The organism is Streptomyces sp. WAC 01529 (assembly GCF_003945545.1).
Taxonomy (GTDB): domain Bacteria; phylum Actinomycetota; class Actinomycetes; order Streptomycetales; family Streptomycetaceae; genus Streptomyces; species Streptomyces anatolicus.
Map to the genome: position 1 here is coordinate 3,473,577 of NZ_CP029617.1, position 19,642 is coordinate 3,493,218.

The 19,642-nt window shown below is 71.7% G+C and carries 21 protein-coding genes and 1 tRNA gene; 9 read left to right on the forward strand and 13 right to left on the reverse strand.

The window, feature by feature from the left end; all coding sequences use genetic code 11:
- Nucleotides 1-124 precede the first annotated feature (124 nt).
- Nucleotides 125-1,357: an enterochelin esterase gene (fes, locus tag DMA15_RS15450; RefSeq protein ID WP_125513329.1), complete on the reverse strand. Its 1,233-nt coding sequence runs from the start codon at nucleotides 1,355-1,357 to the stop codon at nucleotides 125-127.
- Nucleotides 1,354-3,591: a Fe(3+)-hydroxamate ABC transporter permease FhuB gene (gene fhuB / locus DMA15_RS15455; protein WP_125513330.1), complete on the reverse strand. Its 2,238-nt coding sequence runs from the start codon at nucleotides 3,589-3,591 to the stop codon at nucleotides 1,354-1,356. The genes fes and fhuB overlap by 4 nt, the downstream gene beginning before the upstream one ends.
- Nucleotides 3,592-3,691: 100 nt before the next feature.
- On the opposite strand from fhuB, the gene DMA15_RS15460 reads away from it, so the two are divergent.
- The 5 genes from DMA15_RS15460 (at nucleotide 3,692) to DMA15_RS15480 (ending at nucleotide 8,594) form a co-directional block, all read left to right on the forward strand.
- Complete coding sequence (locus DMA15_RS15460; RefSeq protein WP_125513331.1) at nucleotides 3,692-4,507, forward strand: 2,3-dihydro-2,3-dihydroxybenzoate dehydrogenase; 816 nt, start codon at nucleotides 3,692-3,694, stop codon at nucleotides 4,505-4,507.
- A gap of 140 nt (nucleotides 4,508-4,647) precedes the next feature.
- A complete protein-coding gene (dhbC, locus tag DMA15_RS15465; RefSeq protein ID WP_125513332.1) occupies nucleotides 4,648-5,883 on the forward strand; it encodes an isochorismate synthase DhbC in 1,236 nt (411 codons plus the stop codon).
- On the forward strand, nucleotides 5,880-7,631 hold the full coding sequence (locus DMA15_RS15470; protein WP_125513333.1) for a (2,3-dihydroxybenzoyl)adenylate synthase: 1,752 nt from the start codon (nucleotides 5,880-5,882) through the stop codon (nucleotides 7,629-7,631). The genes dhbC and DMA15_RS15470 overlap by 4 nt, the downstream gene beginning before the upstream one ends.
- A 17-nt stretch (nucleotides 7,632-7,648) precedes the next feature.
- Nucleotides 7,649-8,341: an isochorismatase family protein gene (locus DMA15_RS15475; protein ID WP_125513334.1), complete on the forward strand. Its 693-nt coding sequence runs from the start codon at nucleotides 7,649-7,651 to the stop codon at nucleotides 8,339-8,341.
- A 16-nt stretch (nucleotides 8,342-8,357) separates the two neighbouring features.
- Nucleotides 8,358-8,594, forward strand: coding sequence for a phosphopantetheine-binding protein (locus DMA15_RS15480; RefSeq protein ID WP_125513335.1), 237 nt, complete (start codon nucleotides 8,358-8,360; stop codon nucleotides 8,592-8,594).
- Nucleotides 8,595-8,603: 9 nt separating this feature from the next.
- Here the strand turns inward: DMA15_RS15480 and DMA15_RS15485 are convergent, their stop codons facing one another.
- Both DMA15_RS15485 and DMA15_RS15490 read right to left on the reverse strand, forming a co-directional pair.
- On the reverse strand, nucleotides 8,604-9,407 hold the full coding sequence (locus DMA15_RS15485; protein WP_125513336.1) for a maleylpyruvate isomerase family mycothiol-dependent enzyme: 804 nt from the start codon (nucleotides 9,405-9,407) through the stop codon (nucleotides 8,604-8,606).
- Nucleotides 9,391-9,879: a MarR family transcriptional regulator gene (locus DMA15_RS15490; protein ID WP_125513337.1), complete on the reverse strand. Its 489-nt coding sequence runs from the start codon at nucleotides 9,877-9,879 to the stop codon at nucleotides 9,391-9,393. The genes DMA15_RS15485 and DMA15_RS15490 overlap by 17 nt, the downstream gene beginning before the upstream one ends.
- Before the next feature lie 118 nt (nucleotides 9,880-9,997).
- On the opposite strand from DMA15_RS15490, the gene DMA15_RS15495 reads away from it, so the two are divergent.
- The 3 genes from DMA15_RS15495 to DMA15_RS15505 all read left to right on the forward strand — a co-directional run bounded on the left by DMA15_RS15495 (nucleotide 9,998) and on the right by DMA15_RS15505 (nucleotide 11,798).
- The gene (locus tag DMA15_RS15495; protein ID WP_125513338.1) at nucleotides 9,998-10,411 is read left to right on the forward strand and encodes an organic hydroperoxide resistance protein; all 414 of its coding nucleotides are present in this window, start codon (nucleotides 9,998-10,000) and stop codon (nucleotides 10,409-10,411) included.
- Nucleotides 10,412-10,517: 106 nt separating this feature from the next.
- Nucleotides 10,518-10,593, forward strand: a tRNA-Arg gene (locus DMA15_RS15500).
- Between the two features lie 92 nt (nucleotides 10,594-10,685).
- The gene (locus DMA15_RS15505) at nucleotides 10,686-11,798 is read left to right on the forward strand and encodes an ABC transporter substrate-binding protein (RefSeq protein WP_164551763.1); all 1,113 of its coding nucleotides are present in this window, start codon (nucleotides 10,686-10,688) and stop codon (nucleotides 11,796-11,798) included.
- Between the two features lie 106 nt (nucleotides 11,799-11,904).
- Here the strand turns inward: DMA15_RS15505 and DMA15_RS15510 are convergent, their stop codons facing one another.
- From DMA15_RS15510 to DMA15_RS15535, 6 genes are all read right to left on the reverse strand, one after another.
- Nucleotides 11,905-12,576, reverse strand: a complete 672-nt coding sequence (locus DMA15_RS15510) for a class I SAM-dependent methyltransferase (RefSeq protein WP_125513340.1) — start codon at nucleotides 12,574-12,576, stop codon at nucleotides 11,905-11,907.
- Nucleotides 12,577-12,698: 122 nt separating this feature from the next.
- Entirely contained in the window at nucleotides 12,699-13,208 is a 510-nt protein-coding gene (locus DMA15_RS15515; protein WP_125513341.1) for a hypothetical protein, read from the reverse strand.
- 64 nt (nucleotides 13,209-13,272) lie between these two features.
- Nucleotides 13,273-13,494: a hypothetical protein gene (locus tag DMA15_RS15520; protein ID WP_125513342.1), complete on the reverse strand. Its 222-nt coding sequence runs from the start codon at nucleotides 13,492-13,494 to the stop codon at nucleotides 13,273-13,275.
- Nucleotides 13,495-13,539: 45 nt separating this feature from the next.
- Nucleotides 13,540-13,866 carry a hypothetical protein gene (locus DMA15_RS15525; RefSeq protein ID WP_125513343.1) on the reverse strand — a complete coding sequence of 109 codons (327 nt, stop codon included), beginning with the start codon at nucleotides 13,864-13,866 and terminating at the stop codon, nucleotides 13,540-13,542.
- A gap of 63 nt (nucleotides 13,867-13,929) precedes the next feature.
- Complete coding sequence (locus tag DMA15_RS15530) at nucleotides 13,930-14,418, reverse strand: hypothetical protein (RefSeq protein WP_125513344.1); 489 nt, start codon at nucleotides 14,416-14,418, stop codon at nucleotides 13,930-13,932.
- A 102-nt stretch (nucleotides 14,419-14,520) separates the two neighbouring features.
- Nucleotides 14,521-15,723 carry a transcriptional regulator gene (locus DMA15_RS15535; RefSeq protein WP_125513345.1) on the reverse strand — a complete coding sequence of 401 codons (1,203 nt, stop codon included), beginning with the start codon at nucleotides 15,721-15,723 and terminating at the stop codon, nucleotides 14,521-14,523.
- Between the two features lie 82 nt (nucleotides 15,724-15,805).
- On the opposite strand from DMA15_RS15535, the gene DMA15_RS15540 reads away from it, so the two are divergent.
- On the forward strand, nucleotides 15,806-16,471 hold the full coding sequence (locus tag DMA15_RS15540) for an HAD family hydrolase (protein ID WP_125513346.1): 666 nt from the start codon (nucleotides 15,806-15,808) through the stop codon (nucleotides 16,469-16,471).
- Between the two features lie 300 nt (nucleotides 16,472-16,771).
- Here DMA15_RS15540 and DMA15_RS37980 read toward each other — a convergent pair whose 3' ends face one another.
- From DMA15_RS37980 to DMA15_RS15555, 3 genes are all read right to left on the reverse strand, one after another.
- Nucleotides 16,772-16,897, reverse strand: a complete 126-nt coding sequence (locus DMA15_RS37980) for a hypothetical protein (protein WP_276314346.1) — start codon at nucleotides 16,895-16,897, stop codon at nucleotides 16,772-16,774.
- 391 nt (nucleotides 16,898-17,288) lie between these two features.
- The gene (locus tag DMA15_RS15545; protein WP_125513347.1) at nucleotides 17,289-17,705 is read right to left on the reverse strand and encodes a hypothetical protein; all 417 of its coding nucleotides are present in this window, start codon (nucleotides 17,703-17,705) and stop codon (nucleotides 17,289-17,291) included.
- A gap of 1,160 nt (nucleotides 17,706-18,865) precedes the next feature.
- The gene (locus DMA15_RS15555) at nucleotides 18,866-19,627 is read right to left on the reverse strand and encodes a ZIP family zinc transporter (RefSeq protein WP_125513349.1); all 762 of its coding nucleotides are present in this window, start codon (nucleotides 19,625-19,627) and stop codon (nucleotides 18,866-18,868) included.
- Nucleotides 19,628-19,642: the final 15 nt, after the last annotated feature.

Consider the following 19,642-nt stretch of genomic DNA (forward strand, 5'->3'; position numbering starts at 1 on the left):
CGGCAGCTGGTGGTTGCGCAGTTCCCCGCGCCCCTGGAAATCCCCCCGGCGCCGGGGGGCGGGGCGCCGGATCGTGCGGGAGTCGGGCTCACCGTCGCGCAGTTCCCCGCGCCCCTGACGGGGCTCAGCCAGGCAGCAGGGACGCCAGGCCCGTCGCGAGGCCGCCGCGCCAGCACGCGTAGTCGTGGCCTCCGTTGAACTCCTCGTACGTCACCTCATAGCCCCGCGCCCGCAGCACGTTGCGCAGGCGGCGGTTCTCGGCGAGGAGCATCCACTCCTGGGCGCCCACCTCCAGGTGGAGGCGGACCGGGCGGTGCGGGGTGCGGGCGTACTCGCGGGTGAGCCACTCCGGGCCCCGCCCGTCGGGGGCGTTCTCGTCCGGCCACCAGAACGAACCCGACTGGCTGAGCGCCGCGCCGAAGCGGTCCGGGCGGCGGTGGACCGCGTACGCCGCCGTGAGACCGCCCGCGCTCTGGCCCGCGATGACGGTCCGCTCCCGGGGCGCGTCCACGCCGTACGCGTCCGCCGCCCACGGCAGCAGCACGTCCGCCAGCCAGTCCACGAAGGCGCCGCTGCAACTCAGGTCCTCCATCCGGCGCCCCATCGTGTCGACGAGGAGCGCGGCCGCCGGCGGCAGCCCCCCATCGGCGTGCAGCGCGTCGAGCGTGGCGCCGATGCCGAGCACCGGGCCCCACATCTCGCCGTCCAGGAGGACGGCCAGAGCGCGGGGCCGCTCCGGCGGGAGGTGGACGGTGACGTTCCTGCCGTCTACCTCCGCCTCGGTGGACTTCCCCGCCGCCCTCGCGCGTCGGCCCACGTAAGGCTGGGGCGGCGCGTCGGGCAGGGACATCACGGAGGCCGGGTTGCGGCCGTCGCGGGCGGGCAGCCGCGGGTCGCCGTTGAGCGGGTCGGGGACGGCCTCGGCGAGGACGCGCAGCCAGGCCTCGCGGTCGGTGCGGAGGGTGTCCTGCCGGGTGCCGTGGGCGACGTAGAACTGGTACGAGGCCCGGTGGTCGGCCCGCAGGCGGTGGCCGAGCGCCCAGACGTCCGTGCCGGGCAGGCGTTCCATCAGGTGCGGGGTGAGGTCGCCCGCGTGGCGGTCCCTGTCGGTGACGGTGTGCAGCAGCGCGAGGACGTCCGTGGCGGGGCGTGCGGGGTCGTCCCGCCAGAGGAACGTGACGAGGCGGTGGGCAGGGTCGCCGGACGGGTCGGGCTCGACGAGGGGCGTGCCCGTCGTCTCCACGCGGTTCCAGAAGTCCCGTTCGGCGCCGGGGACCCGGGCTCGTACGGCGTGAAGGAGCGTCCGCAGCAGCGGGCTTCGCACAGGGGTGGCCTCTCTCGGGTTCGGGGGTGTCATACGCGCGTCGCCGCCGAGCGGCCGAGCAGCACCCACAGCAGGAACGGCCCGCCGAGCACGGTCGTGACGACGCCGACCGGCAGCTCCGAGCCGTCGAAGACGATGCGCCCGAGCGTGTCCGCGGCGACCACGAGCACCGCGCCCGTCAGCATCGAGCCGACCAGCGGCACCCGCAGCGGGCCCGCGAGGCGCGAGGCGATGACGGGCGAGGCGAGGGCGACGAACCCGACGGGCCCGCAGACGCCGACCGCCAGACCGGCGAGGGCGACCGCGAGGAGCAGGCAGATCAGGCGGGTGCGCCCGGCGTGGGAGCCGAGGGAGGCGGCGGTGTCGTCGTCGAAGCGGAGTACGCCGAGGTGGCGGGCGACGGCGAGGGCGAGCGGGACGAGGACGGCGAGGCCGACGAGGACGGGCACGGCGACGGAGTAGCCGCGGCCGTTGAGGCTGCCGGAGGTCCACACGTACAGCGAGCTGGCCGAGTTGAGGGAGCGGCGCGAGAGGACGACCTGGGTGACGGCGGAGGCGAGCGCGGACATGGCGAGGCCGACGACGAGCACGCGGTAGCCGCGCTGCCCGAGCCCTCCGGAGACGACCGTGACGACGACCACCGCGACGAGCGCGCCGATCGGCCCCGCCCACCAGGCGCCGAAGGACCCCGAGGCGCTGAAGGTGACGGAGACGAGGACCGCGGCGGTGGCGCCGTCGTTGACGCCGAGGAGTTCGGGGGTGGCGAGGCGGTTGCGGGCGAGGGTCTGCGTGAGGCACCCGGCGAGGCCGAGCGCGGCGCCCGCGGTGAGCCCGGCGACGATGCGGCCGAGGCGGAACTTCTGCACGAGGAGTACGTCGAAGTGGTCGCCGTATCCGAAGACGGCCCGGAAGGTGCGGCTGACGCCCATGTCGCTCTGTCCGGCGTACGCGGAGAGGACGACGGCGACGACGAGCAGCGCGGCGAGCAGCAGCGAGGCGAGGGTCGCGCGGCGGGCGAGGAGGAAGGAGAAGGGGCCGGGGCGCAGGACGTAGGTGTCCGCGGGGGCGGGCTTGGCGGGGGTGCTTTTGGCGGGGGCGCGCTTGGAGCGGGAGCGCTTGCTGGGGGCGCTTTCGTCCGTCGCCGGGTCCGTCATGCCCATCGTGGCGAGGGACTTGGAGCGGACGATGAGGATCAGTACGGGGGCGCCGATCAGTGCCACGATGACGGAGACCGGCGCCTCGTAGGGGCGCGCGACCACGCGGGCGGCGACGTCCGAGACGGTCAGGACGCAGGCGCCGACGAGGCCCGCGAGGAGCAGCCGGGCGGGCAGTCGCGTGCCCGCGACGGCGCGGGCGAGGAAGCCAGCCAGGAGGCCGAGGAAGGAGATGGGCCCGGCGAGCGCGACGGCGGCGGCCGTGAGCAGGGTGACGCCGACGGCGACGACCGTACGGATCACGGGCGGCCGGTGGCCGAGGCTGCGGGCGAGGTCGTCGCCGAGGGCGAGCGCGGAGAGCGGCCGGGCGACCAGCAGCGCCACCAGGAAGCCGGCGGCGAGCACCGGGGCGAGCCGCCCGAGTTCGCCGTACCCCTCGACACCGGCGAGCGAGCCGAGCACCCAGAAGCGGAACCTGTCGTACGTCTCCGCGGAGTTGACGACGATGACGCTGGTGAGCCCGCCGAAGGTGGCGCCGAGCGCCGATCCGGCGAGGACGAGCCGCATGGGAGAGCCGCCGCCCTTGCGTCCGGCGATGAGCAGCACAAGCCCGCTCGCGACCACCGCGCCCACGAACGCGCAGCCCAGATAGGCGTAACCGGAATCGAACCCGAGGAGCGCGATGCCCGCGACGACGCCCAGCGAGGCACCGGCGTTGACGCCGAGCAGGCCGGTCTCGGCGAGGGGGTTGCGGGTGACCGCCTGGAGCAGGCACCCGGCGACACCGAGGGCGCCGCCGACGAGCAGCGCGGTGAGGGTGCGGGGGACGCGCAGGTCGCCGACGACGAGGGCGAGGCGTGAATCGCCGCGCGCCCCGCGCCGGTTCAGGAGGTAGTCCAGTACTCCGCCGGGGCCGACCTCGCCCGCGCCGACGGAGAGCGAAAGGGCCACGAGCAGCAGCAGGGCGAGGGTGAATCCGGTGACGGCGAGGCCGACCTTGCGGCGGGCGGCGCGCTCGGGTGCCGGGCCGCGCCCCTCCGTTTCGGTCAACTCCCGAGCGGATTCGGGCAGTTGGGGTGCTGGGGGTGTGGTGCCCGCGGTCGGCATGCGCATAAGGTGAGGCTAGCCTAACTATGTCGACGGGATGGCGACCTCTGGGCAGTAGTTATACGTTAGGTTAGGCTTACCTAAAAAGTAGGGGGAGGTCGCTCACATGCCTGACCACATACCGAACGAGCCGTACGCCGAGGGCGAGTTCGCCGGGCGTACGGCTCTGGTGACCGGCGCGGGCCAGGGGATCGGCGCCGCGGTGGCCACCGCGCTCGCGGCGCGGGGCGCGCATGTCGTCGCCACGGATCGCTCGGCGCGGGGGGTCGAGGAACTGGCCTCGGCGGGGCAGGCGCTCGCCGGGACGGTCACACCTCGCGTCATGGATGTCACCGACCCCGCCGCCGTCACCTCCGTCATCGACGGCGTCGTACGCGACCACGGCGCCCTCGACCTCCTCGTGAACGTCGCCGGGATCCTCCGTACCGCACCCGTCGCCGAACTGACCGACGCCGACTGGGCCGACACCTTCGCCGTGAACACCACCGGCGTCTTCCACACCTCGCGCGCCGCCGCCTCCCACATGACGGCGCGCGGCTCCGGCTGCATCATCACCGTCGCCTCCAACGCGGCCGGGATCCCGCGCACCGGTATGGCCGCGTACGCCGCGTCGAAGGCGGCGGCCACGATGTTCACCAAGTGCCTCGGCCTTGAAGTCGCCCGCAGCGGGGTGCGCTGCAATGTCGTCGCGCCGGGCTCCACGGATACGGAGATGCAGCGGGCCCTGTGGCCCGAGGGGCAGGCGGAGGTGCCGCCCAGTGTCGTCGACGGCGACCCGGCGACGTACCGCACCGGCATTCCCCTCGGCCGGATCGCCGCGCCCCAGGACATCGCGGACGCGGTGCTCTTCCTCGCCTCGGAGCGGGCCCGGCATGTGACCTTGCAGGAGCTTTACGTCGATGGCGGCGCTTCGCTGCGCTGAGCTCGGGCGGTGTTCTGGACCGCCGCTTCGCGGCGGATGGCTCCCCCACCCACCCACCTGTTTGCCCCGAACCATCGCCCCCACGTAGGGGCGCCTCCCCACCGCGGCCCCCACCCGGGGCCCCAAGAAACGGAGTCCCCGTGTCGACGGCACCCGAAGTCGCCACGCACGTCACCACGGCCGAGCAGGCCCACCCCGCCGTAGGAGCGGCCACCGCCCTCCTCGACGCCTACCGGCCCGGCCGGCGCTTCCTCGCGACGCCGACCCGCACCCTGCTCACCGAAGGCGGCGTGCACGCCCATGTCCCGCACGACGAGAGACCCTTGCCGCTCCGCGTCGCCGCCACCCTGGCCGACGCCCGCCGCGCCGGGCTCACCAAGCCGTACGTCGTCGGCGCCATCCCCTTCGACCACTCCGCGCCCGCCGCGCTCGCCGTCCCGGAAGCGGTGCGCACCGCACCGCCGTTGACCGCGGACCCGCTGATCGCGCTGCCCGCCGAGACGCCGGACGCCACCGACTTCCGGATCCGGCCGGTACCGGCGCCCGAGGAGTACGGCGCCGGCGTGGCCGCCGCCGTGGAGCGCATGTGGCGCGGCGACTTCAGCAAGGTCGTCCTCGCCCGCACCCTCGAACTCACCGCGCCCGCCCCGCTGAACATCCCCCTGATGCTCCAGCGCCTGGCCCGCCGCGATCCCTCCGGCTACACCTTCGCGCTGCCCACGGCCCCCGGCCGCACCCTGATCGGCGCCAGCCCCGAACTGCTCGTCTCGCGCCGCGGCCACCAGGTCGTCGCCAACCCCCTCGCGGGCTCCACGCCCCGCAGCGACGACCTCGCCGAGGACGTGCGCCGCGCCGCCGCGCTCCTGGAGTCCGCCAAGGACCTCCACGAGCACGCCGTCGTCGTCGACGCCGTGCACCAGGCGCTCGCCACCTTCTGCACGGACCTGACCGTCCCGGCCCGCCCCACCCTGATCCGCACGGCGACGATGTGGCACCTGTCCACCACGGTCACCGGCACCCTCGCGGCCCCCGCCGGTACCGGCAGTACCGGCGGTACCGGCGCCTCCGCGCTCGAACTGGCCTGCGCCCTGCACCCCACCCCCGCCGTCTGCGGCACCCCGACCGCCACGGCCCGCGAGGTCATCCGCGAGACCGAGCCGTTCGACCGCGGCTTCTTCACCGGCATGATCGGCTGGGGCGACGCGAACGGCGACGGCGAGTGGGTCGTCACGATCCGCTGCGCCGAGGCCGAGGAACGCTCCCTGCGGCTGTACGCGGGCGCGGGTGTCGTCGCCGCGTCGGACCCGGCGGCGGAGACCGCGGAGACGGGCGCGAAGTTCCGTACGTTCCTCAACGCGGTGGGGGCGGAGCTGTGAGCGGCGCCGAGGCACCCACGTGGCCCGAGGAGTTCGCCGCCCGCTACCGCGCCGCGGGCCACTGGCGCGGCGAGACCTTCGGGCAGCTCCTGCGCGACCGCGCGGCCGAGCACCCCGACCGGATCGCGATCGTCGACCCGACGGGCGGCCGCCGCTGGACGTACGGCCAGCTGGACCGCCGGGCCGACCGCCTGGCGGCGGGCCTGCTCGCCCGGGGCATCGTCAAGGGCGACAAGGTGGTGGTCCAGCTCCCCAACATCGCCGAGTTCTTCGAGACGATCTTCGCGCTCTTCCGGATCGGCGCGCTGCCGGTCTTCGCGCTGCCCGCGCACCGGGAGACGGAGATCCGCTACTTCTGCGAGTTCACCGAGGCCGCCGCGTACGTCATCCCGGCCGAGCACGGCGGCTTCGACTACCGCGACCTCGCGGCGAAGGTGCTCACCGAGGTCCCCGCCCTGCGCCATGTGTTCGTGGCGGCGGGCGACCCCGGCGCCTTCGAGGCCCTGTCGGACGTGCCGCTCGACCCGGCGGGCCCGTTGGCCGTCCCGGACCCGCCCGCCCCCGGCGACCTGGCGTTCCTCCAGCTCTCCGGCGGCTCGACGGGCGTACCGAAGCTGATCCCCCGTACGCACGACGACTACATCTACTCGCTGCGCGGCTCGAACGAGCTGTGCGGGGTCGACGCGGACTCCGTCTACCTGGTCGCCCTCCCCGCGGCCCACAACTTCCCGCTCTCCTCGCCCGGTTCGCTCGGCGCGCTGTACGCGGGCGCCCGCGTCGTGCTCTGCCCGCAGCCCGGCCCCGAGGTCGCCTTCCCGCTCATCGAGTCCGAGGGCGTCACGATCACGGGCCTCGTCCCGCCGCTCGCCCTGGTCTGGACGGAGGCGGCGCCTTCATCGGCGTACGACCTGTCGAGCCTGGAGGTGCTCCTGGTCGGCGGCGCGAAGTTCAGCGAGGAGGCGGCGCGCCGCGTGGGGCCCGCGCTGGGCTGCACGCTCCAGCAGGTCTTCGGCATGGCAGAGGGCCTGGTCAACTACACGCGCCTGGACGACCCGGCCGAGACGATCGTGACCACACAGGGCCGCCCGATCTCCCCCGACGACGAGATCCGCGTCGTCGACGACGAGGACGAGGACCTGCCGGTGGGCGCGACCGGCCACCTGCTGACCCGCGGCCCGTACACGATCCGCGGCTACTGGAAGGCCCCCGAGCACAACGCCCGCTCCTTCACGGCCGACGGCTTCTACCGTACCGGCGACGTGGTCCGCCTCACCGAGACCGGCCATCTGGTCGTCGAGGGCCGGGCGAAGGACCAGATCAACCGGGGCGGCGAGAAGATCGCGGCCGAGGAGGTCGAGAACCACCTGCTCGCCCACCCTTCGGTGCACGACGCGAACGTCGTCGCCGAGCCGGACCCGTACCTGGGCGAGCGCACGTGCGCCTACGTCATCCTGCGCAAGGGCGCCGAGCCGCTGAAGCCGGTGGCGGTGAAGAAGTTCGTACGGGGGCGGGGGCTCGCGGCGTACAAGGTGCCGGACCGGGTGGAGTTCGTGGAGTCCTTCCCGCGGACGGGAGTAGGCAAGATCTCCAAGAAGGACCTCCGAGCGGCGGCGTCGAACGGTCCGGATTCCGCGGGGGGCTGGTCCGGCTCCGCGTCGGCTCAGCCGGATGCCGTCGCTGCCGCTCCTCCTGCCTCCACCCCGTCTGCCTCCAACCCCTCCCCCTCCACCCCACCCGCGCAAGCCTGAACGGACCTTCCACCACCATGGCCCTCCCCGCCATCACCCCCTATCCCATGCCGTCCGCCGACGAGTTGCCCGCCAATCGCGTCGACTGGAAGGTCGACCCGTCCCGCGCGGTGCTCCTCGTGCACGACCTGCAGAACTACTTCCTCTCGGCATACGACCGTGACGCCTCACCGGTGCCGGAACTCCTCGCGCACGTAGCCGAGTTGAAGCGGAGGGCCGACCGGCTCGGCGTGCCGGTGCTGCACACCGCGCAGCCCGGCGGCCAGACGCCCGAGGAGCGCGGCCTCCAGCAGGACTTCTGGGGCCCGGGACTGCCGGCCGACGAGCAGGCGGCGGCGATCGCCCCCGAGATCGGCCCGGCGCCCGCCGAGACGATCCTCACCAAGTGGAAGTACAGCGGCTTCGTCCGCACCGACCTCCTGGAACGGCTGCGCGAACAGGGCCGCGACCAGCTGGTCATCACCGGCGTCTACGCCCACATCGGCGTCCTGATGACGGCCTGCGACGCGTGGATGCAGGACATCCAGGCGTTCGTGGTCGCCGACGCGGTGGCCGACTTCTCGGCCGACGACCACGCGATGGCGCTGCGCTGGGCGGCGGGCAAGTGCGCGGTCGTCACGACGACGGAGGCGGTCTTCGGGGAAGACGGCGGCGACGGCAGCCACGGCACGACCGACCTGGGCGGCACGACCGCCCCCGACCAGGCCTGAAGGCAGGATCCACGACATGACCTCCCCCCTGACCCTCGACCAGCTGCGCACAGACGTGGCGGACGTACTCGGCGAGGACCCGGCCGACATCCCGGCGGACGAGAACCTCGTCGACTACGGCCTCGACTCCGTACGCCTCATGACCCTGCTGGGCCGCTGGCGCCGCGACCACGGCGTGACGGCGTCGTTCGCGGACCTGGCGGAGGAGCCGGCGCTGGAGAAGTGGGTGCCGCTGCTGACGCGTGAGGGGTAACCGCTCTCCTCAGAAGGCGGAGTTGGCGAACCACCGCTCCAGCAACTCCCCGTCCCCCGCGACCTCGAACCCGCCGGAGTCCCGCCCGAGACGCCCGTAAAGGAGCAGAAGCAGATCGGCGGCGCTTCCGTGCACGGAGGCGTCCGCAGCCTCCACGGCCCGCCCGTCTCGCGCTTCTCCGACGAGCCCGAACCCGTCGGGACGCAACCGGACGAGCCACTCCCGCCCGCTGTCGACGGCCCGGAAGCGGATGACTTCGCCCTGGCCGCGCAGCCGGGCGACGCCGGGCGCGAAGGGCGTGGCGAAGGGGAGATTGACGAGGAACTCGTCCACGCCGTCGGCGGCCGACGCCGATTCGATCACGGACGGCAACCCGAGGGCGCTCTCCGCGTCGACGCGGTGCACGAGCGTCTCGTGGAGCATGCGCCGCACCCAGAACCGGGCGTACGGGTCGGCGCCCCAGGTCCACATCGGCGCGTCGAGGTCGACCTCGGCGAAGGCGCGGGCGGCGAGTTCCGCACTGGCGGCGAGCCAGGCGCCGTACGCGTCGTCACGCTCCGGAAGCTCAAGCTCGACCGCACGGGTCGCGGGCGGCTCCTGGACGTGGGTCCGCAGCAATACGGAGAACCAGCGCTGCAAGCTCCCGGTGTGCCGGACGAGATCGAGGAGCGTCCACCCCGGACACCCGGGAACGGAAACGGAGAGATCGGCCCCTTCCACCAAGGCCACGAACCGTCGACTCTCGGCGGCGACGGCGGCGACGGCCCACTGCTCCTGAGCCCCGCCGTGCCCACCCTCACCGAACACAGTCATCGGCGGCACCTCCCCCCAACTCAGCCGCGTCGAGCGCGGCGGTCAGGGTGTTGAGCCGGTCCCGCAGCTCCCGCACCTCATCGAGGGCGAGCCCGGTGGACTCGGCGATGGCGCGGGGCACGGCAAGGGCGGTCTCGCGCAGGGCGCCCCCCTGCCCGGTGAGCCGCACCACGACGGACCGCTCGTCCTCGGCACTGCGCCGCCGCTCCACGTGCCCGGCCGCCTCCAGCCGCTTGAGCAGCGGCGACAAGGTCCCGGAGTCCAGCCGCAGCCGCTCCCCGATCTTCTTGACGGGCAGCTCGCCGTGCTCCCAGAGCACGAGCATCACCAGGTACTGCGGGTAGGTGAGCCCGAGATCCTTGAGGGCGGCCCGGTAGACCCCGTTGAAGGCGCGGGCGGCGGCGTGCAACGAGAAGCAGATCTGGTGATCGAGCCGCAGAAAATCCTCGTCACTGGGTACGCGTGTCTCCATACCCCCACCCTACAACGCACCCAACTAAGTTGCGCACAACTAAATAGCGTGCTCTACTAGTGCCCACGGAGCGAGAACCGCGAAGAAGAAGGCCAGCAGGAGAGAAGGAAGAGGAACCATGGACGCGCTGTACACCGCCGTAGCCACCGCGAACGGCCGCGAGGGCCGCGCCGTAAGCTCGGACGGCCAGATCGACCTCCCCCTCGGCTTCCCCGCCGCACTCGGAGGCAACGGCAAGGGCACCAACCCCGAGCAGCTCTTCGCCGCGGGCTACGCGGCCTGCTTCGCCAGCGCGATGGGCAACATCGCCCGCCAGGAGAAGATCGACGTCTCGGACGTCTCGGTGACCGCCGAGGTCAGCATCGGCAAGGACACGGACGGCGGCTTCGGCCTCTCCGTGATCATGCGAGCGGAACTCCCCGACCACCTCCAGGGCCCCGCGGGCGAGGACCTCCTGAAGAAGACCCACGCGTACTGCCCCTACTCCAAGGCGACCCGGGGCAACATCCCCGTGGAACTGGTCATCGAGTAACCCCCCGCCCCCTCCAAGAACACCCCCCAACCCCCCGAACCCCGAAACGACCACCCGCTACACTGACGGCGGTGACCCAGTCCCCACGGACTGACGCCACCACCTCGCCTTCGTAGCTCAGGGGATAGAGCACCGCTCTCCTAAAGCGGGTGTCGCAGGTTCGAATCCTGCCGGGGGCACCATGCCTGACCAGGCAAACCAGGGTAGGAAAACCCCCTCGGAGATCGCTCCGAGGGGGTTTTTCACGCTCCGAGGGACAGGGGAGACGTCACCGATGAACACGCCACCAGCACCGTCCGCTGCGGAGCACACAGACGGAACACCCGTCCGTCTGGGCGCCCTCGTCCCGCTGACGCGGCCGGGCTGGGTCGAGGCGGGCCGACACCTGCGCGCAGGTCTCGACCTGTCCGTTCGCGAGGTCAATGACGCCGGCGGGATCGGTGGCAGACCACTGGAGCTGGTGGTCCGGGACACCGCAGCCGATCCGCAGAGGGCCGCGGCGGCCGTGGACGAACTGGCCGCCCTGGGCGTGGCCGCCGTGGCGGGCGAGTATCACAGCGTCGTCGCCCGAGCCGCCGCCGCGCGGGCCGACGCCCTCGGTGTGCCGTTCCTCTGCTCGTCCGCGGTGCTCGACGCGCTCACCGAGGAGCCGACGGAGTGGGTCGCGCGCCTGGCCCCGCCCCAGTCCCACGGCTGGCGGATCTACGCGGACTTCCTCCTCCGCGCGGGCCACCCTCACATAGCCGTGGCGACCCAGCCGAGCGTCTACTGGGCGTCCGGGACCCGCATCCTGCGGGACCACCTCGCTTCCCGCGGCGGCACCGTCATCGAACTCGACGCGAACGCGCTCACCCCCGAGGACCTGTGCGCCGCTCTCGTCGATCACGGCGCGACGGCGCTCCTCCTGCTGGTCGCTACTCCCGAGCCTGCGGTGCCGATCGTCAGGGCTGTTCGGGGTGACCGGCGGCTCGCGGGCGTTCTGATCGGCGCTCCGGCCGGACAACCGGAGTTCGCCGAATGGGCCGCGGTGCTGGGTGAGGACGGCGCCGGGATTCCGTTCCTGCGCTACCTGCCCGAGCGCCTCGGTCCGCTCGGTGAACGCGTCGGGAAGGAACTCCGCGAGCGGCTGGGCGAAGCGCCCTCCTTCGTCGCCTTCGAGGGCTGGGACGCCGTCACCGTCCTCACCGACGTGCTGCGTTCCCACGGAACGGACCGGGCGGCCATCGCCGAGTCATGGCCACGCGTGGCGGTCGAGGGCGCCCGCGGACCGATCCGGTTCTCCCGCACGCCGGGCATCAGCGTCTGGCAATCAGCTCGGACACCCATCCAAGTCGTTGACCAGGACCCGGCGGATCCCGGTCGCTTCCGCATCCTCCACACCGGCTGAGGAGTTGGGCGCCAGACCCTCCGTGCCGACCGGGAGGCTCTCAGTTATCCGTGAAATGGTCGCGGAAGCGACAGGGGCGCTCCGCGTCCAGACCATCACCGGCGGCTCAGGACTTCTTGGCGTGGCCGATGAGGGTGCCGATGTGGCCCTCGGTCGGGGCGTCAAGGACGGTCACGGAAACCTCGATGAGTCCTGCGGCCCTCAGGTGTGCTGCCCAGGTCTCGGGGGTGTGGCTGTAGCGGTAGGTGTACATGGCGGGACCGGCGAAGCCGCCCTTGTACATGCCCTGGGGGCCGTAGGCGCCGGGGATCGCCGGCGGCTGGGAGAAGGCGAACACACCGCCGGGGTTCAGGCGTCGGGCGACGAGCGGGAAAAGCAGGGCTGGGTCGGTGAACCAGGCGGCGCCGAAGACCGAGTAGACGGCGTCGTACGTGCATGGGTCCTGGGCCAGGTGTTCCAGGATCTCGGCGCACACGAACTCGATGCCGAGGTGGCCGTACTTCTCTGTGGAACGGGCGACGGCGACCGGGGAGAGATCGATACCAGTGGCCTTGACGCCCTGGCAGGCGAGGTAGGCCAGGGCTCGCCCCGTACCGCTGCCGATCTCCAGGACCGTGCCGGGCTCGCCGAGGAGGCCGGGTCCGGGATCGGCGGGGTGGTCCGTGTACTGGGTCCAGCGGAACACCGGATCCCCGTTGGACGGGTCACTCCACGCGCTCTCGGCGAACGTGTCCCAAAGGGCGCGCTCGTGCTCGTAGTTGTGCGGGGCGGTAGTCATGGTCGTCTCCTCGCGAGGGGGGATACGGGAGGCGGGCCCCGCCATCGGTGTGCGCACAGCGGGGCCCCACCCTAGGGCGGTTCGGCAGGGGTGTCGGCGGTTTCCGGTCGCCGGTCACCCGGTCAGTGGGAGTCGGGGACCTTGGAGTCGCACGGGGAGCACTCCGCTCCGTCGCGCGCCCACAGCTCCTCGTCAGGGGCGAAGCCGATGGACCGGAGGAAGGCGGCCGTGTCGGTCACGGTGCCGTCGTTGCGGCGTTGGATGAAAGGGGCGTGGTGCTTGTAGCGGCCGCCGTTGTACAGGTCGCAGAACGCGAAGTAGACCGGGGTGTCCAGGATGACCTGGTGGACGCCGATGTCGACGAGCTTGCCGACGCCGAGGTGGACATCGGGGTGCTCCATCGACGCGACCATGTACATCACGGCGTTGCCGAGGACGCGTTCGGCGAGGTCGCGGACCATCACCTCGTCGCGCAGGAGGAGGGCGATTTCGCGGTCCCAGACGGTCAGGCCGCTGTCGAGGACGTTCACGGTCAGGTGCCGGAGGTGCGGGGTGGCGGCGTTGAGCAGTTCCTTCGGGTCCCGCGAGCTGGTCGCGGGGTTCGTGGTGGGGTTCTCGGCGAGAACGGTCACGGTGGTGCTCCTCTCGAAAGGGTCGAGTGGTGCGAGACGGGGAGGTCGTCGCGACCGCCCCGCTTCACCAGCCCTTCTCGGGGCCGGTGAGCTTGGGTGCCGAGCGCGAGGGCAGCCCGAACACGTCCGGGTAGTGGTCCTCAGTACCGGCGGTGAAGAAGTCCGCCTCACCCCAGGCCGCTCCGGTCGTCGATGAGCCGGAGCTCGCGGCCCGAGGGTGCTCCGCGGGAACAGCAGTCCTCGCGGCCCGATCCTCGGTGGCCAGGGAGGGAGACATCGAAGGCACCGGCGCACGGTACGAGAGCCGGGTCCGGCGCCGGCCGTTCGTACTTCACCGCACCTCCCGCATCGCCATGCGCAGCGCCTTGCCGTCGGGGCAGCGGGTGAGGTCGTCGGCGCACTGTTCGCAGCTCTGGATGTGGTCGAGGAACGCTTGGTAGATGCGCCGGAAGCCGCAGGGGCGGCAGCAGCGGGGGTACCAGCGGGCAGCGCTGCCATGGGTGTTCCGCTTGCCGACGCCGAGGTCGACCGCGGTGGTGTTGTCGAGGGCACTCTCACACCAGACGCAGGTACGGCCACAGACCTGCTCCTCGGACAGCTGGTCTGGAACCGGCAGTTTGATGGGTAGTGCCGTCTCGCTCGCATTGGTGACGGACATGTGCGTGCCTCCGCCGACTGTGTGGGGCGGGGTTTCGTTCGTAGTCACGATGGCTCGCTCCGCTCATCCGGAGTGGTGGGGGACACGACTCGCCGAGGTTCGGGCGATGTGCACGAGACGGGCCACAGCGGGCACGGGGCACAGGGTGCCAGGGATGCGCGGACGGACTGCCCAGTAGACGCCGTACGGCCCCGTGAGGTCGGACGCAGGGACGCTGAGGTACTGCCCCGCACCGAGCATGTGGATCTCGTCGGCGTAGGGCCATCGTGTTGGCAGGCATAGCTCGACCAGCGGGTAATACGCGTGGTGCGGGGTGTTGTGGATGACGGGGCCGCACAGCAGCTCAGCCAGCGTCGCGTGCACCTGGTCGATGTCGGTGCTCCCGACCGCGGCGTGCACGAGTGGCGCCGGCAGGTGCACGGTGTTGAACCGCTGGCCGAGTGGCAGCAGCGCGATGCCGCGCTCGGTCCACTCACGGTGGGCGTGTTGCGGCGCTTGTTGGGCGCACGCCAGCCACTCGGAGACGCTTCTACTGAATTGCGGTGTGGTCATCGGCGCCCTCACAGTCTGGTGATCTGCCTCAGACCAGTGACCGTAGGAGCCTCTGCCACGTCCAGCCGAGCTGTCAGTTCGGGTGGACTAAGGGCTCGTCAGCTACACAAGGCCGATCCGTACTGCCAGCTGCTCAGCCTGCCGAGCATGCATCGTCCGCGCCCGGCGGATCACCGTCAACACCAACTGCCGAGCGAGTGGCGTCCGAGCGAGATCCTCCGGGGCAATGGCCTCCAGACCGAGGAGGGCAAGCAGCGCAGCGGCATCATCCCGCCGCTGGCTGTGACAGGCCGCCACCTCCAGGCCAAAGGTGAACTCCCGTTCCAGCGACGGCAGTCCGCCGACATCGATCGCGTCCGCGGTGTGCAGGGCTTCGCCGGTCTCGCCCGCTTCCATCTCGATGGACAGGGCGTGGAGTGCGATGTTCGTCGGCCCGAAGACTGTCCAGCCGATGTTGCTGTCGTCGGGGACCGCGCGCGCCGCGGGCGCAGCGTGCTGAACGAGTCGCTCACGCGCCTCCCACCAACGCCGCCGACGAGAGGCACCGACCACGGCCACGAGCTGGAGAGCGCCTCGCATGGCTGTTCGCTCGACCTCTCGCATCTGCGCGGTGGTTACGCCCTCAGCCGCCCGGAGCGCGAGTTCTTCAGCCTCTGCGGGTTGGCCAGCAGCGAGCAGGACGTGGCCCAGGTTCCACTGGGCGACTGCGAGGCGGAGCGGGTCATCGGCGTCCTCGGCAGCACGCATCGCCCGGTCCGCCGCGATGGTGGCAAGGTCGATGCGGCCGGTGCGACGCAGGTAGGAGCGGAGCAGGCAGTACAGGTCTGCGGCCGCCCGCAGAGTGCCACGCCCCTCGACCGAATCGGTTCCGGCCCGAGCGGCACGCGCGGCGTACTCGACATCGGCAACCAGCTTGGGCAGCGTCTCGGCAGCCTGCGTGAATCGGTCCCCTGCGGTCTGCCAGGACTGCCAGGCGGCTTCCACCCGGCCCCTCAGCTCAGCCGCTGTGGCGGGCGCACCGCTGGGGGCTGGACCGTAGCCAAGGAGCGCCCGACCGACCGCGGCCTCCACCGTGTCCGTCAGCTCCTCCTCCGCAGCTGGCTGCTCCGAAAGCAGCGCAGCAGTGGGTACCCCTAACTCCTGCGCGAGCGCATACAGGATGGGCAATGACGGCACCTTGAGACCGCGCTCGATCTGGGAAAGGTAATCCGGAGAAATGCCCACCAGGCCAGCGACCGCATCTTGCCGTCGCCCTCCGCGGTAGTGCCTGATTCGGCACCCGATTGGGAGGTCTGATGCCACCATGCGCCCGCTCCTTGCTCGCTATGCCCGAGCGTAAGGTGCCCGCTACGCGGGGACACAGGGATGCATCGAGAGAGGGGGCGCCGTGACGAAGCTGGTGCTGTGGGACATCGACCATACGCTGATGGCCACGGGCGGCCTGGGGCATGAACTGTGGGCTCAGGCCTTCGAGGAGGTGACCGGGGTCGAGATGAGAGAGCAGGCGTCCGTCACCGGGTCGACAGAGCGCGTCATCCTGCGGGAGACCGCGCGCCTGCACGATCTCCCTTACGACGATGCGCTGTTCGACTCCTTTGCTGAAGCTCTTGGCGCCGTACACGTAAGGCGGGCTGCGGAGTTGCGCGAGCGCGGGCACGCGCTACCCGGAGCCGCCGCCGTCCTCGCTCGTCTCGCAGAACAGGGCGTGCGCCAATCCGTGGTGACGGGCAACGTCCGCGGCGCCGCCGAGGTCAAGCTCGCGGTCTTCGGACTCGACAACCACCTGCGGCTCGACGACGGGGCGTACGGAGAGGACGGCGAGGAACGCCCGGAGCTTCTGCGCGCGGCCATGGCCCGATCCTCCACTCGACGCGAGGACGCAGTGTTCCTGGGGGATACACCAGCGGACGTGGCGGGAGGGCTGGAGGCTGGTGTCCGGATCATTGCCGTCGCCACTGGGCGCACCTCTGCGGAGGAGTTGCGTGCCGCTGGTGCCGACGCAGTACTCGAAGGACTGACGGACACGGAGAAGGCGCTCGCTGCCATCGTGTAGGCGGCGGCCTGATCCTGAGCCTGGACATGACGGAGAGCCCCCTTCCGCCCGAAGACGGAAGGGGGCCTGGTCAGGATCTGGTGTGCATGTGTTCGCGGATGTCGCGCGGGTCCGGGGTGATGCCTGCGTTCCGCATGCGATGTATGAGCCGGTTGACGGCCCAGGAGTAGGCGAGAACCAGACCTGACAAGGCGGCGATGCGCTCGCTCTGCCTTTCGATCTTGAACTCCAGTTCGTCCCTGATCTCCTTGAACCGGTCAGGTCCACATGCCGTTGGGCGGGTTTGGCGGCGTCCTGCGCCTAGGCGCGCATCGCCTCCGCCGTGGTCCGGGCCGCCGCCGGCGTGGCCCGCCCGGCGAAGAGCCCGCTACCGACGAGCGCCGTGGCACCGAGGATGCCCGCGATGACGCCCCACGTTCCGGTCATCCCCGAAGGTGATGGGCCACAGATGACCCAAACCCAGATGACCCATACCGAGGACCAGCAGCGCAGGTCCGCCCATCGGGTGAGGGCACCGAGGCCGGCCGGGTGTGGGCCAGCCTGGCGGGCAGAGCCCAGGCCGTAAGTAACCTTGGTGAGGCCGAGCAGGGGACAAGCGCGGTGCCTCGGCAGCCCAGCCGCACGGGGAGGTGCCGGCCGCCGGCCACATCAGGAGCCTGGAATGTGCGGCTTGTTGGGCACGGCGTAGGTGAGGCGCCACGCGCCGAGGACGGCGAGGACGAGCGTCATAATCCGGCCGGTGACGAGGGTGCCGTGTGCGGCATGCGGAAGCCCGGCCGCCGCAGGGGTCTTGCAGCCGGGCTTACCCTGGCGCGGATCAGACCTTGCAGAAGCCCGTCGCCCTCAGCGCGTTATTGACCTTCGCGCCCTGCTGCTCTGTCGTCGTCACGTCCTTGTACGTGAAGCGCTGAGATGCCAGCCAGTCGAGGCGCTTCGCCTTGCCGTTGATCGCCATGCACTGGTTGCGCGCGGCATCTACGGCCTTGTCCTCGTAGCGCACGACGTCCGGCGCGGCGGCCTGCAGGGCACGAATGAGCTTGGCGCGCTCGACTGCAGCGGGCTTCGGCGGCAGGCCTGCCGAGCGCGCGGCCTCGTCCTTCTGTTTCTGCGTCAGCTCGGTGGCGCTCGGCTTGGCCTTGGGCTCGGTGTCGGCCTTGTCGTCGCTCGACGAGCAGGCGGTGAGCGTGAGAGCGGACGCGAGAAGCAGTCCGGCGGTGGTGGTGCGATGGTTCATGTTCCCCCTTTGGGATGCGCATGTGCTGAAGGAGCATCATGCGACGCGTGGAGGGGACATGAATGCGCAGTGATGTCCCTGTGACTCAGAGAGGCTGAAAATGCGCCAGGCCCACACGCGGCGGGCCTGTTGCATTCGGGCGGGCGCGGGTGATCGGTAAAGTACTAGCGGGCCAGAGGCGCGGGCGCAACGCTGTCACTGACGGACGGTGCAGGACATCGAGGTCGGCTATTCGGAGTCGGGCAAGGACAGGTCTCGTACGCGGATCGGCCCGGCCACCGCGAAGAGTGGCGGCCGTAGCCACACCGTCGGTGGAGCCCTCTATCGCGCGGCCGCTGACACGCAGCCACTAGGCCGTGCGGCGGCCCCTCCTTCGTGGGGCCAGGAAGCTGCTTGACGCTCTTCAGGAAAGCCTTACGGCGTTCACCTCCCACCACACCAGGAGGACGCCATGCTTCGTCGGATCGTCGTAGCTGTCGCGGTCTGCGCTGCGGTTGGAGCCACCAGTGCCGATGTGGCTTCCGCGGACGATGGCCCCGCTTGGGGCACCACGTCCGCTATTGAAGGCTTGCGCACAGCAGCCTGAAAGTACGGCCTGCGCCCCGGTAGTCGTCCATCCGGCGTCGCCCACGGGCGGCCTGCGGGTGTGGGTGCGCGGGCAGATCCTCGGCCTCGCGCACTGCGATGCGGACGTGATCAAGTTCCTACGTCGCGCCGGGCTGCCGGGACGCCGTAGCCGGGGCGGCGGCAGAGTGGGTGAGGTGAACCCTCGCGACCGTGCCGCTACACCTCCCCGCCCGTCACCGTGCCGATCACGTCCACGCCGCCCATCTCATGGAAGGTGGTCGGCAGTCCCAGCGTGCCGCACTGGTTGCCCGGGCTGCCGGCGGGCACCGCGGCGCCCAGGCCGGTGAGGATGCCGCTGTGTGGCGCCGGCGGCGCTGGGGCCGCCGATGTTGGCGCAGGCGTTGTCGAAGGCAGCGTTGCCGAAGCCGATGACCGAGGTCGCGCTTGCGGGTGCGGCGGTGCCGAGGGCGCTGCCGGCTGCGGTGAGCAGAGCGAGCGCGCTGCTGACGTGCATACGGTTCATGTACCGCCAACGCCTGCCGGCACAGGTTGGATACGGGCCCCCGCCCGGCCCCCGCCCGGGCCGCCTCCCCTCACGCGTGCGACAGCGCGAACGACACCAGGAAGCCGCTGACCGTGACCAGGCCGATCGCCATGGGGGCCTCCCGGAACGCCTCCGGGATCATCGTGTCCGCGACCATCGCCAGGATCGCGCCCGCGGCCACGGCCGTGACCGCGGCGACCACCGCCACCGGCAGGCCGCCGACCACGGTGTAACCGAGCACCGCGGAGACCGCGCCGGCCGCGGCGATCGCGCCCCAGACTCCGAAGACGTAACCCTTGCCGCGCCCTGCCCGCTTCATCCCGGCCGCGCTCGACAGTCCCTCCGGGATGTTGCTGATGAACACCGCCGCCACCGTGACCATGCTGACGGCGCCGCCCTCGAGCATGCTGACGCCGATCACCGCCGACTCGGGCACGCCGTCCAGCAGGGCCCCGAGGGCCAGCGCCAGGCCCGAACCGCTCTGTGCCTGCTCGGAAGGCTGCGACTCATCCCCGTGGTGGCCCGAGCGTTTGCGGTGGCGGGCGCCGCGCCGGGCCAGCCACATGTTGCCCACCGTGTAGGCCACCGCCCCCGCCAGCGTTCCCAGGGCCGCCGGAGCGAGGCCGTCCTGCTCGTACGCCTCACCGACCAGCTCGAACGAGACGGCGGACAGCAGCACGCCCGCGCCGAAGGCCATCACCCAGGCGATGACCTTCTGCGGCACGCGCAGCGCATAGCCGCACGCCGCTCCCAGCAGCAGGGCGCAGCCCGCCAGCAATCCCCATCCACCTGCTTGCACCACTTCCGGCATGGGCTCCATGTACCC

Excerpts from the sequence above, each read along its gene's own strand:
- DMA15_RS15510 (WP_125513340.1), bottom strand. The coding sequence starts at position 12,576 with ATGACTACCGCCCCGCACAACTACGAGCACGAGCGCGCCCTTTGGGAC.
- DMA15_RS15475 (WP_125513334.1), top strand. The coding sequence starts at position 7,649 with ATGGCCCTCCCCGCCATCACCCCCTATCCCATGCCGTCCGCCGACGAG.
- DMA15_RS37980 (WP_276314346.1), bottom strand. The coding sequence starts at position 16,897 with ATGACCGGAACGTGGGGCGTCATCGCGGGCATCCTCGGTGCCACGGCG.
- DMA15_RS15485 (WP_125513336.1), bottom strand. The coding sequence starts at position 9,407 with ATGACTGTGTTCGGTGAGGGTGGGCACGGCGGGGCTCAGGAGCAGTGG.
- DMA15_RS15495 (WP_125513338.1), top strand. The coding sequence starts at position 9,998 with ATGGACGCGCTGTACACCGCCGTAGCCACCGCGAACGGCCGCGAGGGC.
- fhuB (WP_125513330.1), bottom strand. The coding sequence starts at position 3,591 with ATGCGCATGCCGACCGCGGGCACCACACCCCCAGCACCCCAACTGCCC.
- DMA15_RS15530 (WP_125513344.1), bottom strand. The coding sequence starts at position 14,418 with ATGACCACACCGCAATTCAGTAGAAGCGTCTCCGAGTGGCTGGCGTGC.
- DMA15_RS15480 (WP_125513335.1), top strand. The coding sequence starts at position 8,358 with ATGACCTCCCCCCTGACCCTCGACCAGCTGCGCACAGACGTGGCGGAC.
- DMA15_RS15490 (WP_125513337.1), bottom strand. The coding sequence starts at position 9,879 with ATGGAGACACGCGTACCCAGTGACGAGGATTTTCTGCGGCTCGATCAC.
- DMA15_RS15460 (WP_125513331.1), top strand. The coding sequence starts at position 3,692 with ATGCCTGACCACATACCGAACGAGCCGTACGCCGAGGGCGAGTTCGCC.
- DMA15_RS15555 (WP_125513349.1), bottom strand. The coding sequence starts at position 19,627 with ATGCCGGAAGTGGTGCAAGCAGGTGGATGGGGATTGCTGGCGGGCTGC.
- DMA15_RS15505 (WP_164551763.1), top strand. The coding sequence starts at position 10,686 with ATGAACACGCCACCAGCACCGTCCGCTGCGGAGCACACAGACGGAACA.
- fes (WP_125513329.1), bottom strand. The coding sequence starts at position 1,357 with ATGACACCCCCGAACCCGAGAGAGGCCACCCCTGTGCGAAGCCCGCTG.
- DMA15_RS15545 (WP_125513347.1), bottom strand. The coding sequence starts at position 17,705 with ATGAACCATCGCACCACCACCGCCGGACTGCTTCTCGCGTCCGCTCTC.
- DMA15_RS15525 (WP_125513343.1), bottom strand. The coding sequence starts at position 13,866 with ATGTCCGTCACCAATGCGAGCGAGACGGCACTACCCATCAAACTGCCG.
- DMA15_RS15535 (WP_125513345.1), bottom strand. The coding sequence starts at position 15,723 with ATGGTGGCATCAGACCTCCCAATCGGGTGCCGAATCAGGCACTACCGC.